General features: G+C 58.7%; 23 protein-coding genes. 6 read left to right on the top strand and 17 right to left on the bottom strand.

The genetic code is table 11. From position 1 onward, the window contains the following. Positions 1–56: 56 nt before the first annotated feature. The 7 genes from K1X75_09265 to fliD all read right to left on the bottom strand — a co-directional run bounded on the left by K1X75_09265 (position 57) and on the right by fliD (position 8,142). On the bottom strand, positions 57–515 hold the full coding sequence (locus K1X75_09265) for a Rieske (2Fe-2S) protein (GenBank protein ID MBX7058245.1): 459 nt from the start codon (positions 513–515) through the stop codon (positions 57–59). Beyond that, positions 512–1,396, bottom strand: coding sequence for a hypothetical protein (locus K1X75_09260; GenBank protein ID MBX7058244.1), 885 nt, complete (start codon positions 1,394–1,396; stop codon positions 512–514). The genes K1X75_09265 and K1X75_09260 overlap by 4 nt, the downstream gene beginning before the upstream one ends. 74 nt (positions 1,397–1,470) lie before the next feature. Next, on the bottom strand, positions 1,471–2,319 hold the full coding sequence (locus K1X75_09255; protein ID MBX7058243.1) for a hypothetical protein: 849 nt from the start codon (positions 2,317–2,319) through the stop codon (positions 1,471–1,473). Between the two features lie 131 nt (positions 2,320–2,450). Next, positions 2,451–3,671, bottom strand: coding sequence for a hypothetical protein (locus tag K1X75_09250; GenBank protein MBX7058242.1), 1,221 nt, complete (start codon positions 3,669–3,671; stop codon positions 2,451–2,453). A 42-nt stretch (positions 3,672–3,713) separates the two neighbouring features. Beyond that, positions 3,714–4,922, bottom strand: a complete 1,209-nt coding sequence (locus K1X75_09245; protein MBX7058241.1) for a hypothetical protein — start codon at positions 4,920–4,922, stop codon at positions 3,714–3,716. Between the two features lie 18 nt (positions 4,923–4,940). Then, positions 4,941–5,963 carry a hypothetical protein gene (locus K1X75_09240; GenBank protein ID MBX7058240.1) on the bottom strand — a complete coding sequence of 341 codons (1,023 nt, stop codon included), beginning with the start codon at positions 5,961–5,963 and terminating at the stop codon, positions 4,941–4,943. Between the two features lie 28 nt (positions 5,964–5,991). Further along, complete coding sequence (fliD, locus tag K1X75_09235) at positions 5,992–8,142, bottom strand: flagellar filament capping protein FliD (GenBank protein MBX7058239.1); 2,151 nt, start codon at positions 8,140–8,142, stop codon at positions 5,992–5,994. 144 nt (positions 8,143–8,286) lie between these two features. Between fliD and K1X75_09230 the strand changes: the two genes are divergently transcribed. Continuing rightward, positions 8,287–8,646 carry a DUF1820 family protein gene (locus K1X75_09230; protein ID MBX7058238.1) on the top strand — a complete coding sequence of 120 codons (360 nt, stop codon included), beginning with the start codon at positions 8,287–8,289 and terminating at the stop codon, positions 8,644–8,646. An 11-nt stretch (positions 8,647–8,657) separates the two neighbouring features. On the opposite strand, the gene K1X75_09225 is transcribed toward K1X75_09230, so the two are convergent. Continuing rightward, positions 8,658–8,987 (bottom strand): hypothetical protein, encoded by a 330-nt coding sequence (locus K1X75_09225; GenBank protein ID MBX7058237.1) that lies wholly within the window; start codon positions 8,985–8,987, stop codon positions 8,658–8,660. 115 nt (positions 8,988–9,102) lie between these two features. On the opposite strand from K1X75_09225, the gene aroE reads away from it, so the two are divergent. Genes aroE through K1X75_09205 form a run of 4 tightly spaced genes read left to right on the top strand, consistent with a single transcriptional unit; the run spans position 9,103 to position 13,588 of the window. After that, complete coding sequence (gene aroE, locus K1X75_09220; GenBank protein MBX7058236.1) at positions 9,103–9,960, top strand: shikimate dehydrogenase; 858 nt, start codon at positions 9,103–9,105, stop codon at positions 9,958–9,960. Then, positions 9,957–11,180 (top strand): hypothetical protein, encoded by a 1,224-nt coding sequence (locus tag K1X75_09215; protein MBX7058235.1) that lies wholly within the window; start codon positions 9,957–9,959, stop codon positions 11,178–11,180. The genes aroE and K1X75_09215 overlap by 4 nt, the downstream gene beginning before the upstream one ends. After that, the gene (locus tag K1X75_09210) at positions 11,177–12,493 is read left to right on the top strand and encodes an aminopeptidase P N-terminal domain-containing protein (GenBank protein MBX7058234.1); all 1,317 of its coding nucleotides are present in this window, start codon (positions 11,177–11,179) and stop codon (positions 12,491–12,493) included. The genes K1X75_09215 and K1X75_09210 overlap by 4 nt, the downstream gene beginning before the upstream one ends. A gap of 60 nt (positions 12,494–12,553) precedes the next feature. After that, a complete protein-coding gene (locus K1X75_09205; protein MBX7058233.1) occupies positions 12,554–13,588 on the top strand; it encodes a prolipoprotein diacylglyceryl transferase in 1,035 nt (344 codons plus the stop codon). Positions 13,589–13,611: 23 nt separating this feature from the next. Here the strand turns inward: K1X75_09205 and K1X75_09200 are convergent, their stop codons facing one another. From K1X75_09200 to K1X75_09190, 3 genes are all read right to left on the bottom strand, one after another. Further along, positions 13,612–14,418: a hypothetical protein gene (locus tag K1X75_09200; protein ID MBX7058232.1), complete on the bottom strand. Its 807-nt coding sequence runs from the start codon at positions 14,416–14,418 to the stop codon at positions 13,612–13,614. Positions 14,419–14,482: 64 nt separating this feature from the next. Next, positions 14,483–15,367, bottom strand: a complete 885-nt coding sequence (locus tag K1X75_09195; GenBank protein ID MBX7058231.1) for a hypothetical protein — start codon at positions 15,365–15,367, stop codon at positions 14,483–14,485. A 58-nt stretch (positions 15,368–15,425) separates the two neighbouring features. Beyond that, positions 15,426–15,767, bottom strand: coding sequence for an STAS domain-containing protein (locus K1X75_09190; protein ID MBX7058230.1), 342 nt, complete (start codon positions 15,765–15,767; stop codon positions 15,426–15,428). A gap of 97 nt (positions 15,768–15,864) precedes the next feature. Here K1X75_09190 and K1X75_09185 point away from each other — a divergent pair, with 97 nt between their 5' ends. Further along, the gene (locus K1X75_09185) at positions 15,865–16,713 is read left to right on the top strand and encodes a DUF2797 domain-containing protein (GenBank protein ID MBX7058229.1); all 849 of its coding nucleotides are present in this window, start codon (positions 15,865–15,867) and stop codon (positions 16,711–16,713) included. Positions 16,714–16,715: 2 nt separating this feature from the next. On the opposite strand, the gene K1X75_09180 is transcribed toward K1X75_09185, so the two are convergent. The 6 genes from K1X75_09180 to K1X75_09155 form a co-directional block, all read right to left on the bottom strand. Continuing rightward, positions 16,716–17,747, bottom strand: coding sequence for a DUF2804 family protein (locus K1X75_09180; protein MBX7058228.1), 1,032 nt, complete (start codon positions 17,745–17,747; stop codon positions 16,716–16,718). After that, positions 17,744–17,935, bottom strand: a complete 192-nt coding sequence (locus tag K1X75_09175) for a hypothetical protein (protein MBX7058227.1) — start codon at positions 17,933–17,935, stop codon at positions 17,744–17,746. The genes K1X75_09180 and K1X75_09175 overlap by 4 nt, the downstream gene beginning before the upstream one ends. 103 nt (positions 17,936–18,038) lie before the next feature. Further along, complete coding sequence (locus K1X75_09170; GenBank protein ID MBX7058226.1) at positions 18,039–18,380, bottom strand: hypothetical protein; 342 nt, start codon at positions 18,378–18,380, stop codon at positions 18,039–18,041. Positions 18,381–18,383: 3 nt separating this feature from the next. Next, a complete protein-coding gene (locus tag K1X75_09165; protein MBX7058225.1) occupies positions 18,384–19,016 on the bottom strand; it encodes an alpha/beta fold hydrolase in 633 nt (210 codons plus the stop codon). Next, entirely contained in the window at positions 19,013–19,852 is an 840-nt protein-coding gene (locus K1X75_09160; GenBank protein MBX7058224.1) for a hypothetical protein, read from the bottom strand. Before K1X75_09160 ends, K1X75_09165 begins: the two co-directional genes overlap by 4 nt. A gap of 250 nt (positions 19,853–20,102) precedes the next feature. Continuing rightward, a complete protein-coding gene (locus tag K1X75_09155; protein ID MBX7058223.1) occupies positions 20,103–20,282 on the bottom strand; it encodes a hypothetical protein in 180 nt (59 codons plus the stop codon). Positions 20,283–20,519 lie beyond the last annotated feature (237 nt).

Genomic DNA, 20,519 nt, shown 5'->3' with positions numbered 1-20,519 from the left:
CGCCTGCAGATGCAAAGTCTGCCAGCAATGAAGAGGGGACTCCGTTCAATTCAGGATCACAAGCCGGAATTCCTATCGCTGCGGATCTTTTGCCAGCCGCTCACAATGAGCTGTGTGCCCTGCAACTGGCAAAGGACGCGCGCCAGATTTCCTCGCGCCGGGCCGGCGCAGGCCTCGCCGTTTGCCAGTTCATAGCGAGCCCCATGCAGGCGGCAGAGAATGAAGCCGGCCGGATCGAGAAAACGGCCATCGCCAAAGTCCATTGGCGCCTGAATATGAGTGCAGCGATTGAAGTAGCCAACCACGCGCCGCTCATCGAGGCGATAGAAGAAGGCTTCGTCTTCCCTGTCGCCGTTGGGCGGATCCGGCAGCGGCAACAACAGCGCCAGCTCGGAACCAGCGATCAGGCCAGCGGCTTCAAAGACCAGTTCGGGATCGTAGCGATGCTGATCGCCAAATTGATTTCGCCAGCCGCTGCTGGTGCGAAGCGCTCCTTCCGCCTGCCACTCGCTCAACGGCATCCCTGTCCAATTTCTTCCAACCGACCGGTCATCGCCTGGTCGTCGCGCATTGCCTCGGCAACGCGTTCCAGCCGCAACTCACTGTCGGCGCCCGGCGTTCCGGGATTCTGCTGACGACGCAGTATCGTCCAGCCGCCATCATTGAGTTCGCCGCCCGCGGGGGCTGGCCGGAAGCATCGTGGGAATTGCACTGCGGCGCTTACCGATCCGCTTTCCGCGTTGATGGCCAGCACCCCCTCAACGACTCGCAGATAAAGCGTGCGGGAATCCGCGGACCAACCCACTTCTGGGGGACCGATTGCGGAGGGCAGCTCAATGCGAGCGGTCGCCTCTGGCCGCAGGCCAGCCAGTGAAAAGAAGCGAATTTCCAGCGCCAGAGGAGCGCCGGCGACCAGCACGGCCACAGCAAGCCGCTTGCTGTCGAGATCAGGAAAGGCTGCAAGAACTTCGCCGCCCGCCACTGGCAGCCGCCGCGTTGCGCCGTTGTCCGTGGCGACCAGCAACGCCGCGTTTGCGCCCGCGCCGATATCATTGCCTTCGCCGGCCACCATGACAGCTTCATGGCCAGCAGCATAGATCGAACCGGAAAGGATCCAACCATCAAATCGCGTCAACCGACGCGAGGAGACTAGCTGATCGCCGCGAAGCTCATGAATCAGGAGCTCAGTCGAGACGTTGCGCGTTATTTGATTCTGATTCAAGGGATTCCAGGACATGCGGCTTTCAAATGCCAGCCGCGCTTCAAGTGCGCGTTGCGGTCCAAGCCAGGAGATTGGCAGCCAGCTTTCGCCGGGCGCGTAAAATAGCGACTTACAGGCCCCGACAGAAAAGCTGACTGCGAGTATCATAAGCGCCGAGCGGTAGCCTCGCCTCATCGTTTGACTCCAGGACAAAAAAAGACCGGCGACGATCGCCGGTCTTTCCATTTACTGCAAGACTGCAGTAGAAATCAATAGTAATGCCGCTTGGAAGCGCCGTGGCTATCGCTGGCGCGCATCAGCACGGTGTAGTAGTTGCTCCAGCGGTAGTGGGTGCGCGTGCAGGTAGACAGCCAGAGAAAACCACAGGAGTAACTCTCTTTGAAGGTTCCGCCGCCCAGCGGGCAGGAACGATCCACGGTATTCACCTGATTTACACTGCAGAGGCTATGGTTAGCCAGAACGCCATCGTCGCGGCCGGGCAGCAGCGGGCTGGTAACATTCAGGTAGTCAGATCCCTCGCCGCTGGTGGTGTCCAGGGCCTGGCCGCCCGTACGGTTATGGTCCCAGCTGCGCGCGCCGCCGGTGCTCACACTCTGGTCCAATTGACCGCCCAGCGTATCAAATCCAAGCCAGGCCAGGTAGCTGGTGGAGAAGTCGGCAAGCTCCGATCCGCCTGCGGCGCTGGCCATCAGGCGAATGTCAAGGATGCTCAGTCCGGACGAACCGGCTGCATACAGATAGTATGCCATCACCAGACCGCCTGTGGAGTGGGTGAAAATTTTGCAGCTGTTGCCATTGCGGCAGAAAACATTCAGCGCGTCGTTGAGCTGCTTCTGAGCGCCGCAGCTTTGCCAGCTGTATGCGCCGCCATTCTGCGTACCATCAAAACCGATGTAGCGGATATTTGATATTCCGCTGACCACGCCGCCCCAGTAGTTTTTGTAGTCGGTCTGTCCGCTGGCGGTGCTGGTCAAAGCCTGGCAGTGGTTATCGCCAGAACGTCCATGGAGAAACAGGTTATAGGTGGCGGCTTGAACAGCCGATGCACCCATGAGAAAGAAGCCGCTGATTACGGCGCTCAATAGAAGCTTACGCATTTTACACTCCTGTATTGCGATTTTTTTTTATAGGTCAACTTTCGGCCCTTGCCTGCCGATCTGCAACCGCTTTTTTGAGAGCGGTAGGCGGCAGTCCCGGACCGAAAACTCGCCCCGGGACCCTTCGTCAATTATCCGTCCTGCAAATGTTCTTCTAGAAGACGAATATGCTCGCGTTTTTCCTCTGAGTCCCATTCACGATTGTGAAATTGGTCTGCGCTGTAGGACTGTGTGGTTGTCGGGCCGGGCCACGGCAGCAGGTATTCCCAGATTGGCTCGCGGTGCTCGCCTGAAATCGAGCGCCCATCGATTCGCGATTGCCTGATTTGCGCTGGCGTAACCGGCGAATTGTTGCGCTTACCACGTAGCTCGCGCAGGACAAACGGTCCCTGGGCATCCTGGTCGCGCAGAACTTTTCCAAAAAATACCAATTCTACATTCTGGGTTCCAGCACTGAGTTCGCCCTCCCAGTAGGCGCTGGCCAGCAGGCGCCCTTCGCCGCCCGATTCCTGTAGATTTGCCTCGACCTCATAGTATCCCGGTTTGCTGACTCGCACCGGAATCGTAAACACCAGGTCGCCATTGCGCACCTGATCGCGGATGCCCTGCTGGAATTCCGCCCCTGGCTGAGGCGTGCTGAACCAGGCAGCGCGTTGGGCATGATCCTGGCCGCCTACGCGCATCTTCGCTTCGACGTACATGTCGCCCCAGTCCTGCAGTGTCGGCCGCACGGTGATGGTGTAAATGCGATCGCCGGCCTTTTCATCGCCGTTGGCGCCATCATCTGCCGCCGAAACCACGGGGAGGCTGGGATAAGTCTTATTGTGCAGCGTCCGGAAGACCTGCGTTTGCAACGAATCAATGGGAAGCTTCTCGCCTTTCTGGTTCTGACAGCTTAGAAAAAGGTGAAAATCATTGCGTCCCACAGAAATGCTGCGTTCCGGACTGAAGCTGCATTGGATATCGCTGAACTGAGCCTGCTCTTCGCAATTGGGAATACCGTCCGCACCCTGGCTGCAGTTGCGCGCCGGACGCAGCACGACATTGACCGCCGGACGCTCAGCATTGTAAGGATCCAGCAGATCGACCTGACCTTGCGAAAGCGGGCGCGTGAAAGGCGGGTACTTTGCCCAGCGCACATAACGATCGAGTCGCTCCTGCGGATCATTGGCCTCGATGCCAAGGGCTTCATCGGCGGATCCGCCGGAACCGTCGGGCGCAGTCCGTTCGCCCATCATCCTTCCGTCCTCGCTTTCGCTTCGATCCGCATTGCGAATCATAAAAAAGAGCACAACCAACAATACCACCGCGAGGGCGCCGCCGATGGCAAGGAGCAGCTTTCGATTTTGCATGCGCCGAGGACTTGATGCCGCGCTTTTGCTGACAAGTGGAAATCAGCGGCTTTTGAGGCGGCGGCGTGCAGCGACCTTCTTTTTGGAAGGCTTCGTCGCTTTGCGCGTCGTAATTTTCTTTTTGCGGCCTGCCTCAGGGGCGGGCTTACGCACTCTGGCCGACCTCTTCCGGCCTGCAGCCGCGCCGGCTATCTCCGGGCCTGCCAACGGGGCCAGGCTCTCGGCCGGCGGAGTTCCGCCCCCGGAGGCCGGATCAATGTTCCCCTGGTTTCCTGCGCCGCGTCGGATTCGGCGGATGGGTCCGCTATGGCGCGGTCCAAATCGATCGAGAAGTCGTAAGCGCTTCATCTTGTTTTGCAGGGTAGAACGTTTGATCTGCAAAGCGGCGGCGGCATGGGATATGTTGTGCCCATGATTTTCGAGAGCGGACTGGATGGCTACGGCTTCCAGATCATCTATTACAGCTTCGAGGCCATCGCCGCCCTCCAGCCGGGAGAGCAGTTCTTCGCGCACGCCGCCATCACTCGCGTCCTGAAACAGATAGAGGTAGCCCTGGACGCGGCCATCCTGCTCCAGGTTGAAGATACGCGCCAGCACGGAAAGTTCCGGAAGTGCAGCGTGCAAACTATGCGAGTATTTGCGCTCGGGATCGCGCTCAAAGGAACGCGCCAGCAGGTTGCGATTCAGTTCCAGAAAATATTCTTCGGCGAGCCGCAGCGAGCGTCGCAATCGATCCTTGCTGAGTATAATGCGCTCAAATCGCTCATTGTAGAACAGGGCGCGGCCGCCAAGATCTGTGGCGAACATAGCCATGGGCAGGGCTTGCAGCACCATTTCAGCCAGCCACTTCTGCGGAGGCGGAGCGTTGCTGACCGCAGCGTCTGCTTCAGCAGTAGCAGGCGTCGACGGGGGGTCTGAACGGCGTAGACTGGCTACAGCCTGCAGCAGCTGGCGCTCATCCCACAGGGCAATCTGATCCCCGCTCTCGTTTAGCACTGGCATCCCGCCAGCCTTGCGCACTGTCGGGAGCAGTTCATCAGCCAGGGGCGCTTCGACCAATAACTCCGCAGGAACGCGATCCACGCTCTGCCGGGAACGCTCCAGGTCAGTCATCAATCGATCCAGCAGAATACGGGACAGGAAGGCCTGGATCTGCAATTCATCGCCCGGCGCTGCGGGCGACTGAGCTATGGCAAGGTACGGCAAACCCGTACGATAGAATGTGCGCAGCAGCCGCTGGTAGAGCGCCACGACGCAGCGCGCCGTCGATCAGGCCTCGCGGGCAAGCACGAATTGCCGGATTTCTGCCAGATACGGTTGGAAGTCGCCAAGCTTCTGGGCCAGTTCATATTCCAGGATATCGCCCGCGGCGACGATATCGTTTTCTTCCAGCGCATTGGACAGATCGCGCAGCATGTTCGTAATTTCTGCTGCAGCGGACTGGAAGCTAACATTCCCAACGGCGATGTTCTGAATGCTTTCGCCATGCGACTTGCGCAAATGAAAATCCAGCGCATAGAGCGACGCAACATACTCGTTCAATTCGCCGGTGATGCGGTCGAGGGTTTCCAGCGCCGTAAAATCTTTTCCGGCATTAAAACCCTCGTTGATCGAGACAATCTCGCGAACTATCTCCGGAATTCGACGCTCAAATTGCGAAAGGTGGTCGGCCAGTTCATCCAGACGCGCATTCATTGTGCGCAATTGCAAGAACAGCTTCATCACAAAGAATTTGAAGCTGCGCAAATCTCCCAGGAAATCCTCAATTGCTTCGCGACCGTTTTCCTCCGCAAAGCGCGCAGCCCTTTTCTCCAGCCGATCCACAACGCGATCTATGGATTCGGCGCCGCGTACGCCAGGGGCCAGCACGTTCATCTGGGCCAGGTCCAATTTGACCAGACCAGATAGCGAATTCAGAATCTGGCGAATCCAGCGCAGGCCATCCTCCAGATTGCGGATATCCTGGGCGCTGAGTTCCTGACGCTCAAACAGCGTGACGCCTACTTGATCGACATAGTGATCCAGTTCCGAGACGGTGGTCAGCACCATATCCAATTCGTCGCCTACATAGAAGTCGACGCGGCCTACGGTGGCGGCGGGAACTGCCGGCAGGGCGCTGAGCGAAGCATCCGCGCCATCGACGCGCAATCCCAGGATGTATCGTTTGTTTCCGGCAATCCAATCGCTAACAGCGTGGTAAACCTCTTCCAGGGTTTGCTCGCCGGTCAATTCAGCGTCCAATTCCTGGTCATTCACATAGATCTGCATACGAAGCTCCTGCCCGGCGGCCACTGCACCGCCCTGTGTTCTTATCGGCCGATCAGTTCCCGCCGCCAGGAGAATTTCTGCGCAGGTATTCGCCCATCGACCGGTTTTCCTGCACTGCTCGCTCCATCCTGCCGAAGCGCTCGCGCAGATTTTGCTCCATATTCTGAGCGGCCAGTTCGCGTCGGTCGATTTCACGCTTGTTGGCGCGGATCTGTTCCTTGAGCAGATCTACCCTGGCGCTGATCACTCCGCCAGTCGGCCGGACATAGGGTTGCAGCAGTCGCTCCATGGCAATGGCCACGCCATTGTCCGGAAGATTATCCTCGTTGGTGTCGGAGGCAAAAAGCTGGCGAACCGAATCGGGGTTGGCGGTCAAAGCGCCTTGCAGCCGCTCCTCATTGATGACCAGCAATCCATACTTGACTTCATCGCGGATATCCCCGCCTGACCAGGTCTGACCGACCTCGCCCGTCGACAGGCCAATGTCGGACAATACCCGGTAGCCATTGCGTTCGACGCTGGGGTAGGAGGAGGAAACTGTCAGACGCACCCCGGAGACCAGTTGGCGGACCGTGGCATCCGATGCAAAAAGACCGCGCTGATGGCTTTCCTGCGAGTTTTGCTGCTGTTGCTGCTGCCGCTGATCCTGCTGCGAAGGCGGAGTAAACTGCGAATCGCCGGCCTGTGAGTTATCGCGGCAAAAAACCACCAGTTCATTGTAGGCTTTGACCCACTCCACGATCTGTTTCATGATCTCTTCGGCGTTGACCATGATTTGCACTTCGACGGGTCCGTTTGTCACGCGGTTAAGATTGAGGCTTACGCCCTGCATCACGTCGGTCAGTTTCTGGTTTTCCGAACGGCGCACTTCAACGCCGTTGATTTTCAAAATCGCATCGCGCGCCGCCTGGGTTTCATTGACGGCTGTTGCCTGCGCAGGCGTCTCGCCGCTAATCGTAGCCGCCTGAAAGCGCGCAGCGCCGCTCTCGTTGAAAAAATAGATTCGCTCCACAGGACCGGGCGCGACCAGATCCATCTGGATCTCCTGACTTTCTCCGCTGGCGTGGAGTTCGCGAATTTCTTCGCGAGTTCTCAGCTCGCCATTTTCACGGTACTCGATACCTACGCCAAAACGAGCCGCTCCCGGCGCTGGCGCCACAACAGGCGGCTGGCCAGCCGCCGGATTGGATGCGGCGGCCGGCTGCGGAATCTGGCTGCGCTCCCGTTCAATCTGGTAGCCATGCAACTGCACATCGCCAACCTGAACGCTCAGATCGGGCCCGGTCGCAATGCGCTCGCCTGCGGCGGCGGCCGGCGGCGAAGACGCCGGGGCCGCAGAATTGGCCGGCGCGGCGCCCTCTGGCGCGCTGGTCGGCGACTGATCGAGGCGCGTGATGCGCAGACGCAGCTGCGCCTTCTCCGGCAGCGTAGCGCCTATCGCCACCGCGCCTGAACCTTCGAGGCGCAAGGCCGCGCCGCCCTCCTCGATGGTCGAGGCAATGGGCGCCGCCTGAGTTCCGCCAGGTCGAGTGTAGGGCGATGCGCCTTCAAACGAAAGCGACTTCTGTACTGGAGTCCGCGCACCTTCCACGGCGGCCCCGACCAGGCCAACGCGCTGCAGAACTCCATCGGGGTCAGTAAACTGGAAGCGTCCGCGTTCGCCGCTGATTCGAGAGCGCAGGCTGATTACCTGCTTGCCGCTCTCCGGGTTCAGCGAACTGGCATCAAAGAGGTCGGCGCCCTGGCTGCGCAGTTGTCGGTAGAGATCGCTGATGTGTCCGCCGCCAAATTGAATGGCAATTTCGCGATCGGCTACCTTGATTACGAATCGGCCGGCAGGCAGGGTGTCTTCGAGGGAGACGGCATTGCTGCGCACCTGGTGGTTGCTCGCCAGTTGAACGACTTCGATGTCCGTACGCCCGAGCTCTACATTGGGCGCCGCCTCGCCTGTAATCGCGCCAGGATCGCTGGATACGACGCCGCGGGTTGCGAAGGCGCCAGCAAAGGAATAGATCAAGCGGCTCTTGTCCGCCAGGCTGCGAGCGCGATTGCGCACCTCATCCCAGGCCATGATACGGACTTCGTTCATCTGGTTGTCCGCCTGGATGCGGGCAATGGGAGCGCGTTCGACTTCCAGCAATTTGTTGATCGTATCGCGGGTATTGATGCCGGATCCGAGATCCATCATGGGGGGCGCGGGCATGGGCGTAGTTACCTCTTCTGATCCAGTACATCGGGATTCCCCGCCAAAGGTTGAGCCCCGATCGCCGGGTCCGGCTAATGGAAGCTTCCGCATCGCCGGACCGCTGCAGTTGACTTCCAGACCGATGCCCGGCGGCCTGCCCCGATGGCCAGGAGCTCGGAGCGTCGACTTTACCGTGTTCTATTCCAGAACCAGGGTCGAGTCTATGAGCTTTATGCCCGCAGCGTTGGCCAGGGCGGCATCTTCGGCTTCATTGAAATAGAGGAGCTGGTCTTTGGCGAGAAGTCCCAGCTGCTGGTCGATCCAAATGAGGACCATTTACGCAAAGAATTCGAAAATACGCGGCGGATCTTTGTGCCGTTGCATGCCGTCATCCGAATCGATGAAGTGGAACGTGACGCGCTGGCGCGAAGTCGGATCGTCCCGCTGCCTGCTTCAGAGAAAGCGTCGGGCGAAAGTCGACTGACGCCCATCTACACGCCAGGTCCAGGCGCAGAAAACTGAAGTGCGCCGCGCTAGCGGCGCCGTTCGCGATCGTGGTTGATGCGGTTGAGCACGTAGACAAACAGGAAAGCGCCGGCAGCGGCCGTAATCAGGTTTACGCGAAAAAGAAAAATCTCTTCGAACTTGGGCAGCATCAACCAATCAACCAGGTGGATGAACCAGCTGTTGATGCCTGCCAGCACGCTGATCACAACGCCGCCAATGAAGGCTACCGCCGCCGCAGCCCAGAAACCGCCTATCAAGTCTCGACGACGGTAAATGTAGTAGTACCAGGCAGCTGCGCCGCTGACGGCGGCAAAGACCGCTACATCTACAACTATCTCAAGGATCTTCTTAAGCATTGCAATCCGGCCGCGCTGATCTGCGTCCAATTTCAGGAATCGGTCGATTCGGACAAGTAGATAAACGAAAGGGATTGCCGTCCCTGCCCCCCTTTGGGATTTTCCGTGCAGCATCATGGCCAGAATCGACGGAAGCGCCAGGCTCTTTGGCATACTCGGCCATCCGGTCGCTCACTCCCTATCTCCGCTGCTGCACAACACTGCCTTTGAAAGTAAGTCGATCAACGCTCTTTACGCCGCATTCAATGTTGCCGAGGCCGATGCCTCTTTGAAGCGCGCCTTATTGAAACTGAATGTATCTGGACTCTCCATTACCATTCCTCACAAGAGTTGGGCCTTTCGTTTTTGCGACGCCGCCGATGATCTCAGTCAGGCTTGCGAAGCCGCTAACACCTGGATTTTGCGCGAGGATGAATACCACGCCTACAATACCGATGGCCCTGGCGCTATCCGGGCTTTGCAGACGGCCATCCCAGAGTTGCGCGGAAAGCGCCATCTGTTGCTGGGCTACGGCGGCGCGGCGGCGGCCATTGCTTTTGCCCTGGCTCAGGTCTCGTCGCCTGGCGCTATTCTGATCAGCGGCAGAAATCGCCGCAAAGGCCGCGCTTTTGCCCAGCGCGTGCAAGCGGGAACAAAACGGACCGTTGTTGAATATGTTGAAGCGCCGGAACTCAGGGCGGAAGATTTTGATGTAGTAATCAATACCACTCCGCTTGGCATGGAGGGCAAGGATCAAGGTATGCCCTTGCCCTCCGCGCTGCTGGCGCCAGCTCATACGGTATTTGATATCGTCTATACTCCGATGCGTACGCCCTTGATTGCCCAGGCAGCGGAGCGTCGCTGTACAGTAGTTTACGGATACTATATGTTGCTCTACCAGGCGGCCTTGCAGTTTGAACTATTTACGGGGGAAGCGGCGCCGGAGAATTTGATGGAGCGCGAGTTGCTCAGCGCGCTGCGCCGGAAACTGTGAACGCAGCAGAGTCGGCTCTGCTGGATTTTCTACGCCGATTGGAGAATCCCGAACAAAGCCGCCGCTTCAGTCCGCAACAATGGCAAAGCAGGATGCGCCGCCTGCAGGAAATGGCCGGCAGCAGCACGCTTCGCCTGCAAGGCGAACGCATCGCAGTGGTCGGCTCCAACGGCAAGGGTTCGACCTCCTTTTTGCTGGCCGGCCTCGCCAATGTCGCCGGCGCCATTGGGCTTTATACCTCGCCGCATTTGAGTCATCCGCTAGAACGGATTCGCTTGAATCTCCAGCCCGTAGCCGCCGACAGCGCGTGGCGTTCGCTTGAAATTCTGAAGGCGCAATTTGAGGACTTTGAGCAGTGCAGCTACTTTGAAGCGCTGACTTTGCTTGCAGTACATTTGTTTTCCAGCGCTCCCTGCGAACTTTGCGTATTTGAAGCAGGCTTGGGCGGACGGCTGGACGCGACACGCATTGCGGCGGCGCAGACCGTGGTATTGACGCGCGTTGTCCTGGAACACGGGGCCATTCTGGGCGACAGCCTCGTCCAAATCGCGCGCGAGAAGCTGGCCATCGCCGGCCCGGACACTATGACCATAGCGCTGATGTCGTCGCCAGGAATTGCCGACGAGCAATTGCTGGCGCTTGCGCGCCAGGCCGCGCCGCAGGCGCGCTGCCTGCTCTGGCCAGAGAATCCGGCGAATTCTGGCGCAAGCTATATTGCAGAGAATGAGCGTTTTGTCCGGTGGCTGCTTGGCGAATTGTCCTGGTCAACCAGATTGCTGCGACCGGAGTTGCCTGGCCGCCTGGAGCTGCACAGCGAATCAGCAGGCGCTAGAAGCTGTAGGTTCTTTTTTGATGTCGCTCATAACCGGCCGGCGCTGGAACGTTGCCTGCCCGATTTGATTGCGATGGGAATGAAACCTGGCGATGATACGCTGGTTGTATTGATGGCCCTCGCCGACCGCAGCATTGATGCGCTGCAGACGCCGCTGGAACAGGCTGGCTTCCGCCGGCTGCTGGTATTGCAGGGCCGGGGGCTGGCGCTGGCCCCCGCCGCTCTCCGCGGCGTAGATGCGGAATCGCTGACAGCCAGCTTGCGCGCCAGCTACCGGCAGCGCCCCTTTGACTCGCTTGCATTTCTGGGCTCTCATCGACTTTATGATTATTATTTGAAATGCCGCCAAACATTTGCCGAAATCGCAGGCAAGGAACTTGAAACATGAAACCTGATGCGCAGTGTTTTGCGTCGCGCCGAATGCGCTTTGTTGAGTCGATGCCCGAGGACAGCGTTGCCGTCTTCTTTTCTGCGCCGCAGCAGACGCGTAACAGCGATGTTCACTATCGCTATCGTCAAGATTCCGACTTCTATTATCTGAGCGGCTTCGCCGAGGAAGAAGCGGCGCTGGCGCTCGGTCCAGGACTGCAACGCTTCTATCTGCGTCCGCGCGAACGCAATCGTGAGATCTGGGAAGGGCGGCGTATGGGCCTGGAAGAAGCGCAAAGCCAGCTGGGACTGGGCGAGACGCGCGATATCAACGAATTCTGGAAAGAATTTCCCGAGCTGCTCAAGAACCGAAGCCAGTTGATCTATGCCTTTGGCCTTGATGAAAAGCGCGACGGACGAGTATTTGCAGCAGCGCGCGCACTGTTGCAGCGAGCTCGCGGCGGCGATAGCGGTCCAGGCACGATTGCAACGCCGGATCTCATTTTGCACGAGATGCGTCTGGTCAAAGAGGCTGCAGAGGTGCAACTCTTACAGGAGGCCGCAGCAATTACCGCCGCCGGTCACCTGGCGCTGATGCAAAGGGCGCGGCCGGGCATGTATGAATACGAATTGGAAGCGATCCTGCTTTATGAGTTTCGGCGTCAGCAGGCCGAGGAAGGATATCCGTCTATTGTTGCCTCCGGCCCCAATGCCTGTATCCTGCACCACATCCGCAACGATCGTCAATTGCAGAACAACGAGCTGGTTTTGGTCGACGCCGGCGCTGAACGCAATTTCCTTACTGCCGATGTGACGCGCACCTGGCCCAGCAGCGAGCGCTTCACGCCTGAGCAACGCGACGTCTACGAATTGACGCTGGCGGCGCAAGAAGCGGCAATTGTCGCCACGCAGGTAGGTGCAACGATTGATAGCGTTCACGACTGTGCAGTGCGAATCTTGTGCCGGGGTTTGCTGGACATGGGCGCACTGCAGGGTTCGCTGGATGAGGCTCTGGAAAAGAAAAGCTACCGCAGCTTTTACATGCATCGCACCGGACACTGGTTGGGCAGCGATGTCCATGACGCCGGTCTTTACCATCTGCGCGGCAAGCCGCGCCCCCTGGCTGCTGGCATGGTTTGCACAGTGGAACCCGGCCTCTATTTTTCGCCAGATGAGCCGGCCTCGCCGCCATCCCTGCGCGGAATTGGCGTGCGCATCGAAGATGACGTACTGGTCGGCGTCGGAAAACCGCTGGTACTGACCGCAGCCATACCCAAGGATGTCGCCGAAATTGAAAGAATACGCCTGACGGCCACGGCCGCATTGCGATGAGTGTCTGCGGCGACGCTTTGGCTCAAAATAAAACGCGCCCTCTGGACTTGCAGGAGAACCATGATACGAAGTCTTCCCTTTGATATTCCGCTGATCGGCCCGGTGTCAACGTTCAGCTTGCTGCTGATGCTTGCCTTTCTCTCCGCCTCCTTTCTAGCCCCGCGGGAGCTGAAGCGGCGCGGGCTCAATCCGGAGGTCGCCGACTATTCGTTACTGATTGCCGTTGTGGGCGCCATTGTTGGTTCCAAGCTGTTCTTTGCCGTGGAACAGTGGCACCGCATCTGGTATGTGGACACCGGCTTCTGGGATACCTTTGCCAATGTTTTCTTCACCAAGAATGGAATGGCTAATCCGGGCGCCGCCGGACCTCGCGGACAACTGGTCGGTCTGTGGCCAACGCTTTTCAGCCGCGAGGGCCTGGTGTTCTATGGCGGCTTCATTGTAGCCTTCAGCATGCTTTATGCTTATCTGCGCTACAACAAATACGATATCTGGAAGTACGGCGATTCCTATATGCCCTCCTTTGCGCTTGCTTACGCCATCGGTCGGCTGGGTTGCTTTGTCAGCGGCGATGGTTGCTTTGGCTTCGCCTCCGGCATCAATGTGCCCTTCTTGACCTGGGTCTACGGCCCCTCCGGCGGCAACTGTACGCCAGACCCCTCCGCCTGGTGGCTGCCCTATCTTTGCACCGATGGCGTTCGCGTCTGGAATACGCCGGTAATGGAAGCCCTTGCCTCGCTGGCGCTGTTTGCCTTTCTGCAACTCTGGGCCAGAAAACAAAATTATAAGCCAGGCATGCTGGTCGCTCTCTTCTTTATCTACAATGGTCTGGCGCGTTTTCTGGTGGAATTTCTACGACTGACCGACGCGGTGATTCCGCTATTCGAAGCGCCGCAATATGTAGACCGCTCTGGCGCCCTGGTTTCTGTTCTGGGAGGCGGGACCACAGCCATGCCGCCGGCATCCTACTTTGAAAACTACCACTGGTGGGGATTCACGCAGGCCCAGATTGTTGGCGTCTTGCTGATTGCTGTGGGATTGATCTGGATTTTCTGGCGAAAACTTTATCGCCGGGAAACGCCGACCGCCGCCTGAATTTTTGAAACATGCCCGCCGCGTCAGCGGCGCGGCGTACCAAGTTCGTCGAGTATGGTTCGGCGCATTGTCTCATCCCATTCGGGGGAAGGTCGGCCAAATTTCAACTCAACGGCGCGCAAAAAGTGGAGATTGCGGCGACGTCGCAGCTCGCGCAATTCCGCTTCGCCTATTCCGCGATCCTGACGGGCGCGACGCAGCTCTCCGCCATAGCAGCGACTCAGATAGTAGTGCAAGGGCCATTCCGTTTCGACCTCGGGAAATTCGGCATATTCCTCAAGCAACCGCAAGGCCGGTGCGTAGTAACCGAGGGCAATTTCATTTACGGCATAAAGTCGCAGCGCTCGTTTTCGCAAGTCGACAACGCGCGATTGCGAGTGCAGCGCCGGCCGATCCATGCGACCAAGCGTAGCCAGGGTTCGCGACCACCAGTAGGTCTGTTGCCGGTGAAATTCCAGAGTGGTCGCTGTCTGTCGACGATCGAGACGGGCCATTTCATCAAGCGCTTTCCACCAGGTTGGGTCGCGCAAAGTCTGGCGCGCTGTATCAATTTGCTGCAGCTGCTGGCGAAAGTCCTCGATCGATTGCAGAGCGCGTTCGAATTCGCTGACGGCGCGGCGGTAGAGCGCCTCGTTCCAGCGCAGGTCGCCGCCTGGAATTCCCTGACCCTCGGGAACGACGGGTGGGACGCGATCAATCATTGCCCAGCTGCGCTCGGCTTCCTCAATGCGCTGCTGACCTTCGCCAGTGTTGCTTTGCAGCTGAGCGAACCAGAGCAAATAGTTGGATAGCAGATCCTGCTGCAGTTGTACGACAGGGGCTGCCGCCACTGAAGATACAAACGCGAGCGCCAACGTCAGCCCCGATATGAGAACGCGGCGTCGGAGGCCGCCGCTACTCTGCGAAAAGCGGCTGTTCATTGCGCAAAGGTTCAAGCTGCGGCGGTCCAAGGGGCGCCGGTCGAAATCGATCATCGTACATGCCTTCGATGTCGCGTTGCATCTGCTGTCGGACCGGCCGGGGCCGCCCCTCAATGTCCAGGAATTCAGAGGCGATCCCCAGCTTGGCCTCTACCTGGTAGATGTGACGCTCGATGATACGGTCAAAGTTCAGCCGTCCGCTGCCAATCTGGAAGCGCAGGTCCTCGAGGTTTGCCATGCAGCTGTCAAAGCGGTATTGCTCCGATTCTTGAGCATAACGTTTGGCCAGGCGCCAGTAGGGTATCGCCTCGCGATAGTAAGTCCGCGCCGCCAGGAAGGACACCTCCAAATCGTCGGCCATATCCAGATCATGAAAATAGAGGTGACGTTTGTCGTACATCGAACCCAGTCGGAGGTACATGCGCATCACCAGCATATTGATTTGCATGAACATCAGCAGGCGGTACTTGTGGTACTGCTCCTCGGTTTCTATCTGGCACAGCGCCTGACGCGGATGTCGAAAGCGGTGCGTCATGGCTTGCACCAGCCAGTAGATGCTTTCCTTTATTTCGCTGACGTTGTAGTGGTGCGGCAGGCCATAGAGTTCGTAGAAGTCCTCAAGATGCATCGGCTCGTACTTGCGCTGGCGAAACGGAATCCAATCTGAAAACTTGACCCAGCGCCCGCTGCGATCGTAGTAGTAGTTCAGGCGCAGTTCGCCTTGCGGCCGTTGTGGATAATAGGGGTCGGGCAAGCCGCGTGTCAGCGCCGTTTGCGCGGCGGCAGCGCCGGGGGCGGCAAAAGCAATCAACAGCGCCAGGACAGCGGCCGTCAGTCGCGTGCGTGGCCTGGGGCTCATCCCTTAGATCATCGGGCGGGTTTCAAATTTGCATGAGCCCGCATGTCGGCTGCGACGCTTAGCTGTTCAGGGCTTCTTGCAAGGTAGCGTGCACCTGAACGAATTCAGTCAGACCTACGATATCCATGACCTTGCGAAATTGGGGCCGGAGGGCGGCAAATTCAATCTTGCCGCGACCGTCGCCTGCCCGTGTAATCAGCTGAATTAAGAGCGCGATCCCGGATGAATTGATATAACCCGTATCGCCAAAGTCAATGATGACCCGTATACGCTTGTCCTCAGGTATTTCGGAGTAGCGTTGAAAAAGCAAGTCTTCGGCCTCCGAAGTAATCTCGCCCTTCAAGCGCATGACCGGCTGTCCGCCTTCATAGACCAGATGGACCTGACAGGGCTCTCCCATGAGATGTAGCGCCGACTTGCGGAAGGCGCCGCCGACGGCCGCACAGTTTGGCCAAGATCGTCCTCGGGCAATCTCTTTTTTGTGCTGCGCTGGCGCATTGTCCGCTCGACGGCGACTCCGCCGCAAAGAGAATGAGTCCGTGCAGCTTCAAGGTCAGATACGCAAAATGCAGAGCTTTGAAGCCGATCCCGTTCGTTACTCGCTTCATGTTGGAGATCAGCTTACGCCGATCGATTCGCCTTGCGGTCGTGAAATCGCGCTGCGATTCAGCGGTCGCATCGAATGCCTGGCCTGCGGGAAAATGACCAACAAATCGTACCAGCAAGGCTATTGTTTTCGGTGCTTCCAGACGGTTCCAGAATGCGAGCCCTGCAGTCTGCGCCCGGACGCCTGTCGAGCGCACCTCGGTCAATTTCGGAATGAAGAATGGGCCAGGAATCGTTGCCTGGTTGACCACATCGTTTATCTGGCCCAGTCCAGCGGAATCAAAGTGGGAGTAACGCGAGCCAGCCAGGCGCATACGCGCTGGATCGATCAAGGCGCATCCCTTGCCGTTCCACTTGCGCAGATGCCGAATCGCTTCCTGGCGGGTAGTCTGGAGAGCGCTTTGATGGCAGATTTTGCCGATCGCACCGATTGGCGAAAGATGCTGCGCGGCGTGGAGGCCAACGAAGAGCTGCTACTCAGCGAACGCCGTCGCGCCGTGCAGCTCTGCCCCGCCGAATTCGAGCGCTACTTGATCAGCGAGGACGGCATCGCTCCGCTCAGGCTACGCTATCCCATGGCTTCCTCGCCAGCGAAGCCGCGGGCGATTACCTTCGATAAAGAACAGGAATTTTGCGGTCGCCTGGCCGGGATTCGTGGTCAGTATCTGGTCCTGGAGAATGGCGATGTATTCAACATGCGGCGTCACGGCGGCTACGTCGTCGAACTGACCCTGGATTGAGCTCAGCCCGGTCGATATAGAGACGGCGAATCGTAGAGATCCGCCCAACCTCGCAATTGCATGCGACGCGGGCGCGCCCCGGTCCCTATTCGAACCTCAAAATTGCCAAAGCTGCGCAACTGATCAGTAAAGAACCAGTGCTGGCCCGGATTGCGTTTGCCGGCCGACAGCGGTTGAAACTGAAGCATGACCCTTTCCCTGCCGCGGATTTCTAGCTCCCAGGGAAGCAACAGATTATCCCACTGAATGTTCCAGACCAGCTCATCGGAAAGATACGCCAGCTTCTTGTTGTGCTTCATCCAGCAACAGCATTGGACTGTTCCGTCTGGCAGACGTAGCCAGTGACCAAAGTAGGATGGCTGCTGCGCCTGCGCTGACAGGGCGCTAAAGCTGAACAGCCTCGACGCCCGCGGCAGTCGGGCCACGTAGGATTCTTCGACGGCGCGCGCCTGTTGGGCGGTGAGCAACCAGTTTCGTTTGCCGCTGATGCACTGGCCCTGCACCGGGAATGCCGGTCGCAGATATTGCCAGATAAAGCGATTGTCTGTAAGCCTGGCCACATAGTCGCCGCGTAGTTCCGCCTCAGGCCGGACCGTCAGGTCGACGCGCATGCGCTGGGCGGCGCGCAGCGGCAGATCGCTACGCAAGCGGTAAAAGCCGCCCTCGCGGTGAAAGGAAAGGCCCAGATCGGAATGATGCAACGCGACGCCGCCTTCCGGGTCGATTGCCGTCTCCAGGCCGCGTTCCAGCGGGAAGACGCGAGCCTGCTCCTGCCGCTCGCCTGAAGCAAGGTCGCACAATCCCCATTCGGCGCGCGCCAGCCATCCCGTAAATTGAACGCCAAGCCACGCGATCTGCGACTCCTGAAAAAAGGTCCAGCGGCGAATGCCCTGGCGACGGCGAAAGGATACGGCCAGGTCTGGGACCCGGTGCTGCATTCCACGGCTGTAGCCGCAGGCGTCTTGCAAGAGGTCGCCGCCGGCATCAAGTACGGAGACCGGCCGCAAGTGCTCGCGCAGCTGATCCTCGCTCATGCCTGCGCTTCAAATCGAGAGCCAGGCTCATCTGGCAGCGTGGATGCCGGCTGCGCGGCGGGCGTGCGCGCCTCGGCCGCCGTATTATCGGAAAGATTGTTGATTTCGCGCGCGTCATCGCGCGGAGCGGCAGGCGCCGGCGAATCCGAGAAAAGAATCTGTCGCGAACCAACGGCCATATATGGCATAAAGCACTCCGACGGTATCAGCCTGATTGCAGGAGCGAGCTGACGCTACTAAAAAACAGGAAATCTTGCTGCGATTGCCGCTATCCGCTTCGGCCTTCGACTGCTACTCCGGAGCCTGTCCCGCTGTCAATCGCCCCAGACGCTGCTGATAGCTGGCCACGACCTGTCGAATCTGCTCCAGCAGTTCCACCTCGCCGTCGGTCGCTGCCTGTTCTGCCATTGCGTAAACGCTATCGAGGGCCACAATCGTCCGCTGCATCCAGGGCGGGATCCGCGCAGTAGCATAGCGTTGCTGAAATTCCCCGGAGTCGATGGCCTGCCAGAGTCGTTCAATGGCGGCTTCAATATCGCGGGCCTCTATGCCAAAGAGCCCGCCCAGCTCGCCTTCCAGCTCCCGCGCTAGCCGGCGGCGATTTAGATCAAGCGGCGGCTGCTCCTGGTCCAATGATCAATCTCCCAGAAAGGCGCGTACATGACGCCAGATGGAGTCAGTGCACTCGCGCAATTGGTGATCGGAATGCAAGGCCAGCAACTGCGCTTCGCGGTTTTTTTTCATATAGTCCAGAGCCGTGGCCATGGGCACCACGTCGTCATGCAAGCCCTGGACGACCAGGGCCGGTATGTCAGCGCCCAGATTGACGCTTGTGTATCGTTCAGCGTCTTCAACAAAAGTGTAAGCCAGAGCCGCATCCCGTTCCAGACCGTGGTGGAAGAAGTTTCGCTGGCCCCTGGCGCGCCATTCCTCGAAGTATTCCGGCGGTTGACGCTGCCGCTCGCGTTGAATAAAGTCCATGGCCGGCGCAAGCAGCACCAATCTCGTCACCCGGCGCGCCTGCAGAGCATAAAGGACTGCAACATAGCCTCCCAGGGAGGAGCCAAAGAGCGTAAGTTCTCCGGAGAAGCGCTCGGCGGTGCGCTCCACCTGCTGTAGCATTCTGCTGATAGTGAGTCCCTCAAAGCCGCCCTCATTGAGGTCTGGAACGGCAAGCACGGCGCCCATCTCCTCAAAGCGCTGCCGAAAAAAGCGGCCCTTTGCTGAATCCGGACTGGAACAAAAACCGTGCAAATAGATACAGTTCATGGCGCCTCCGCCGGCCAGCGTCTGAGCAGACCCCGCACTGCAAAGCGATTCGACTGGCAGTAGGCCTGACCGTCGAGCAAAGCAATACTGCTCGAACCCCGTGAAAGAGAGTAGAAGTCGACAAGACGCGTTCGACGCAAGGCCAGCTGGCAGCGCGAATCGCCGCTGGTCAGCACAGCGCTGAGCCACTCCGCTACTGCAGCGACACCCGCCGGCGCCAGCGTAGCATCCGCTGCTGACGACGCTTCCCACTGGAAGGTTGCCGGACTCAACTGACCGGAGGAAGAAAGCAGCCTGGCGGAAGACGAAGAATAGAGGCGTTTCATGATGCCCGCTGGCGGCCCCTCATACAAAAGCATCAGGTCGCCGGGCAGAAGCAAGACCAGAGTTTCCGATTGTAGAAACAGGTCGTTGGCCCCCGCCGCGAAGGGATTGGCGATGGGAATGAATAGCTCCTCGGCCACCAGCTGAACTGGCCCCTGTATGCCCGGCGATGCCATCTGCGCAACGCCAGCGCCAAGTTTGCGCCAGGCAAGCCCAGCTTCGATGGCACTGGCCTCGGCAAGCGGGCCAAAGCGCAGGTCGATATGCTCCTCTGCATCAAACAGTCGGCCGCCACGGAACAAATCGCCGTTGCAGCGAAATCTTCCCTCGCTCAGGGCGCGCTCAAGGCGGCGTTCCTCATTTTCTAGCAGCGCGCCTCCAGCAGCCATCGCTCCGTCGGGGCCGCTGATCAACCAACGCTCTTCAGCCTGCCAGGTATTTCCGGATCGTCCCCGACTTTGCTCATAGAGAAAAACGCGCAGTCTCTGCTCGCCTGAATCAGTGAGGGCCATCCAGGAAGCTGAGGCGAAGCCTCGCCCGGACTGATGATAGCCGGCCAGATCTACCCTAAAGGGATCGGCATCTAGTTGATCGAGGGCGCCCGCGCGGGAGCAGAGGGCAAGGCAACAAAGCGCCGGCAACAGAGGCAGCCGGCTCAAAGCACGCGGCAGTTGCATAGCGAGAGCAATAAATAAAGGGCGTCGCTGGAAGCCAAAGCCGCCAGAACAACGCCCCTTCAACACTATTCCGCCAGTCTGCGGGTTACAGAGAGAAACCCGGCAGGCTGGTTTCAGCCTTAGGTCTGGCGGCTTTTTTTCTGGTCGCTTTTTTCTTCGCTTTCTTTTTGGCCTTTTTTTTGGCTTTTTTCTTAGCCTTTTTTTTCGAGGCTTTCTTTTTGGCCTTCTTCTTAGTGGCCTTTTTCTTAGCTTTTTTCTTAGCCATCCTTTACACCTTTAGCGGACCCTGCCGGTCCAGAAGGAGCAGCAGAGTCCTTAATTTCCGGCTCCGAAGAGCTGGAACATTGTCGCTGCGCTGATTTCCTCGCATAGGCTATCAGCGAAGCGGCAACTAGACATAATGTTCCTAACTGCCCTTTTTTTTTACAAGAAAAATTTGTACTTTTTTTTCAGGCCCTGTCAATCGCGGTCAAAATGAATCGAGCTGCCTTTGCAGTGAGAG

The sequence above is a fragment of the Leptospirales bacterium genome (genome assembly GCA_019694655.1).
Lineage (GTDB): Bacteria > Spirochaetota > Leptospiria > Leptospirales > Leptonemataceae > SSF53.
This window is presented reverse-complemented; position numbering and strand designations above follow the sequence as displayed.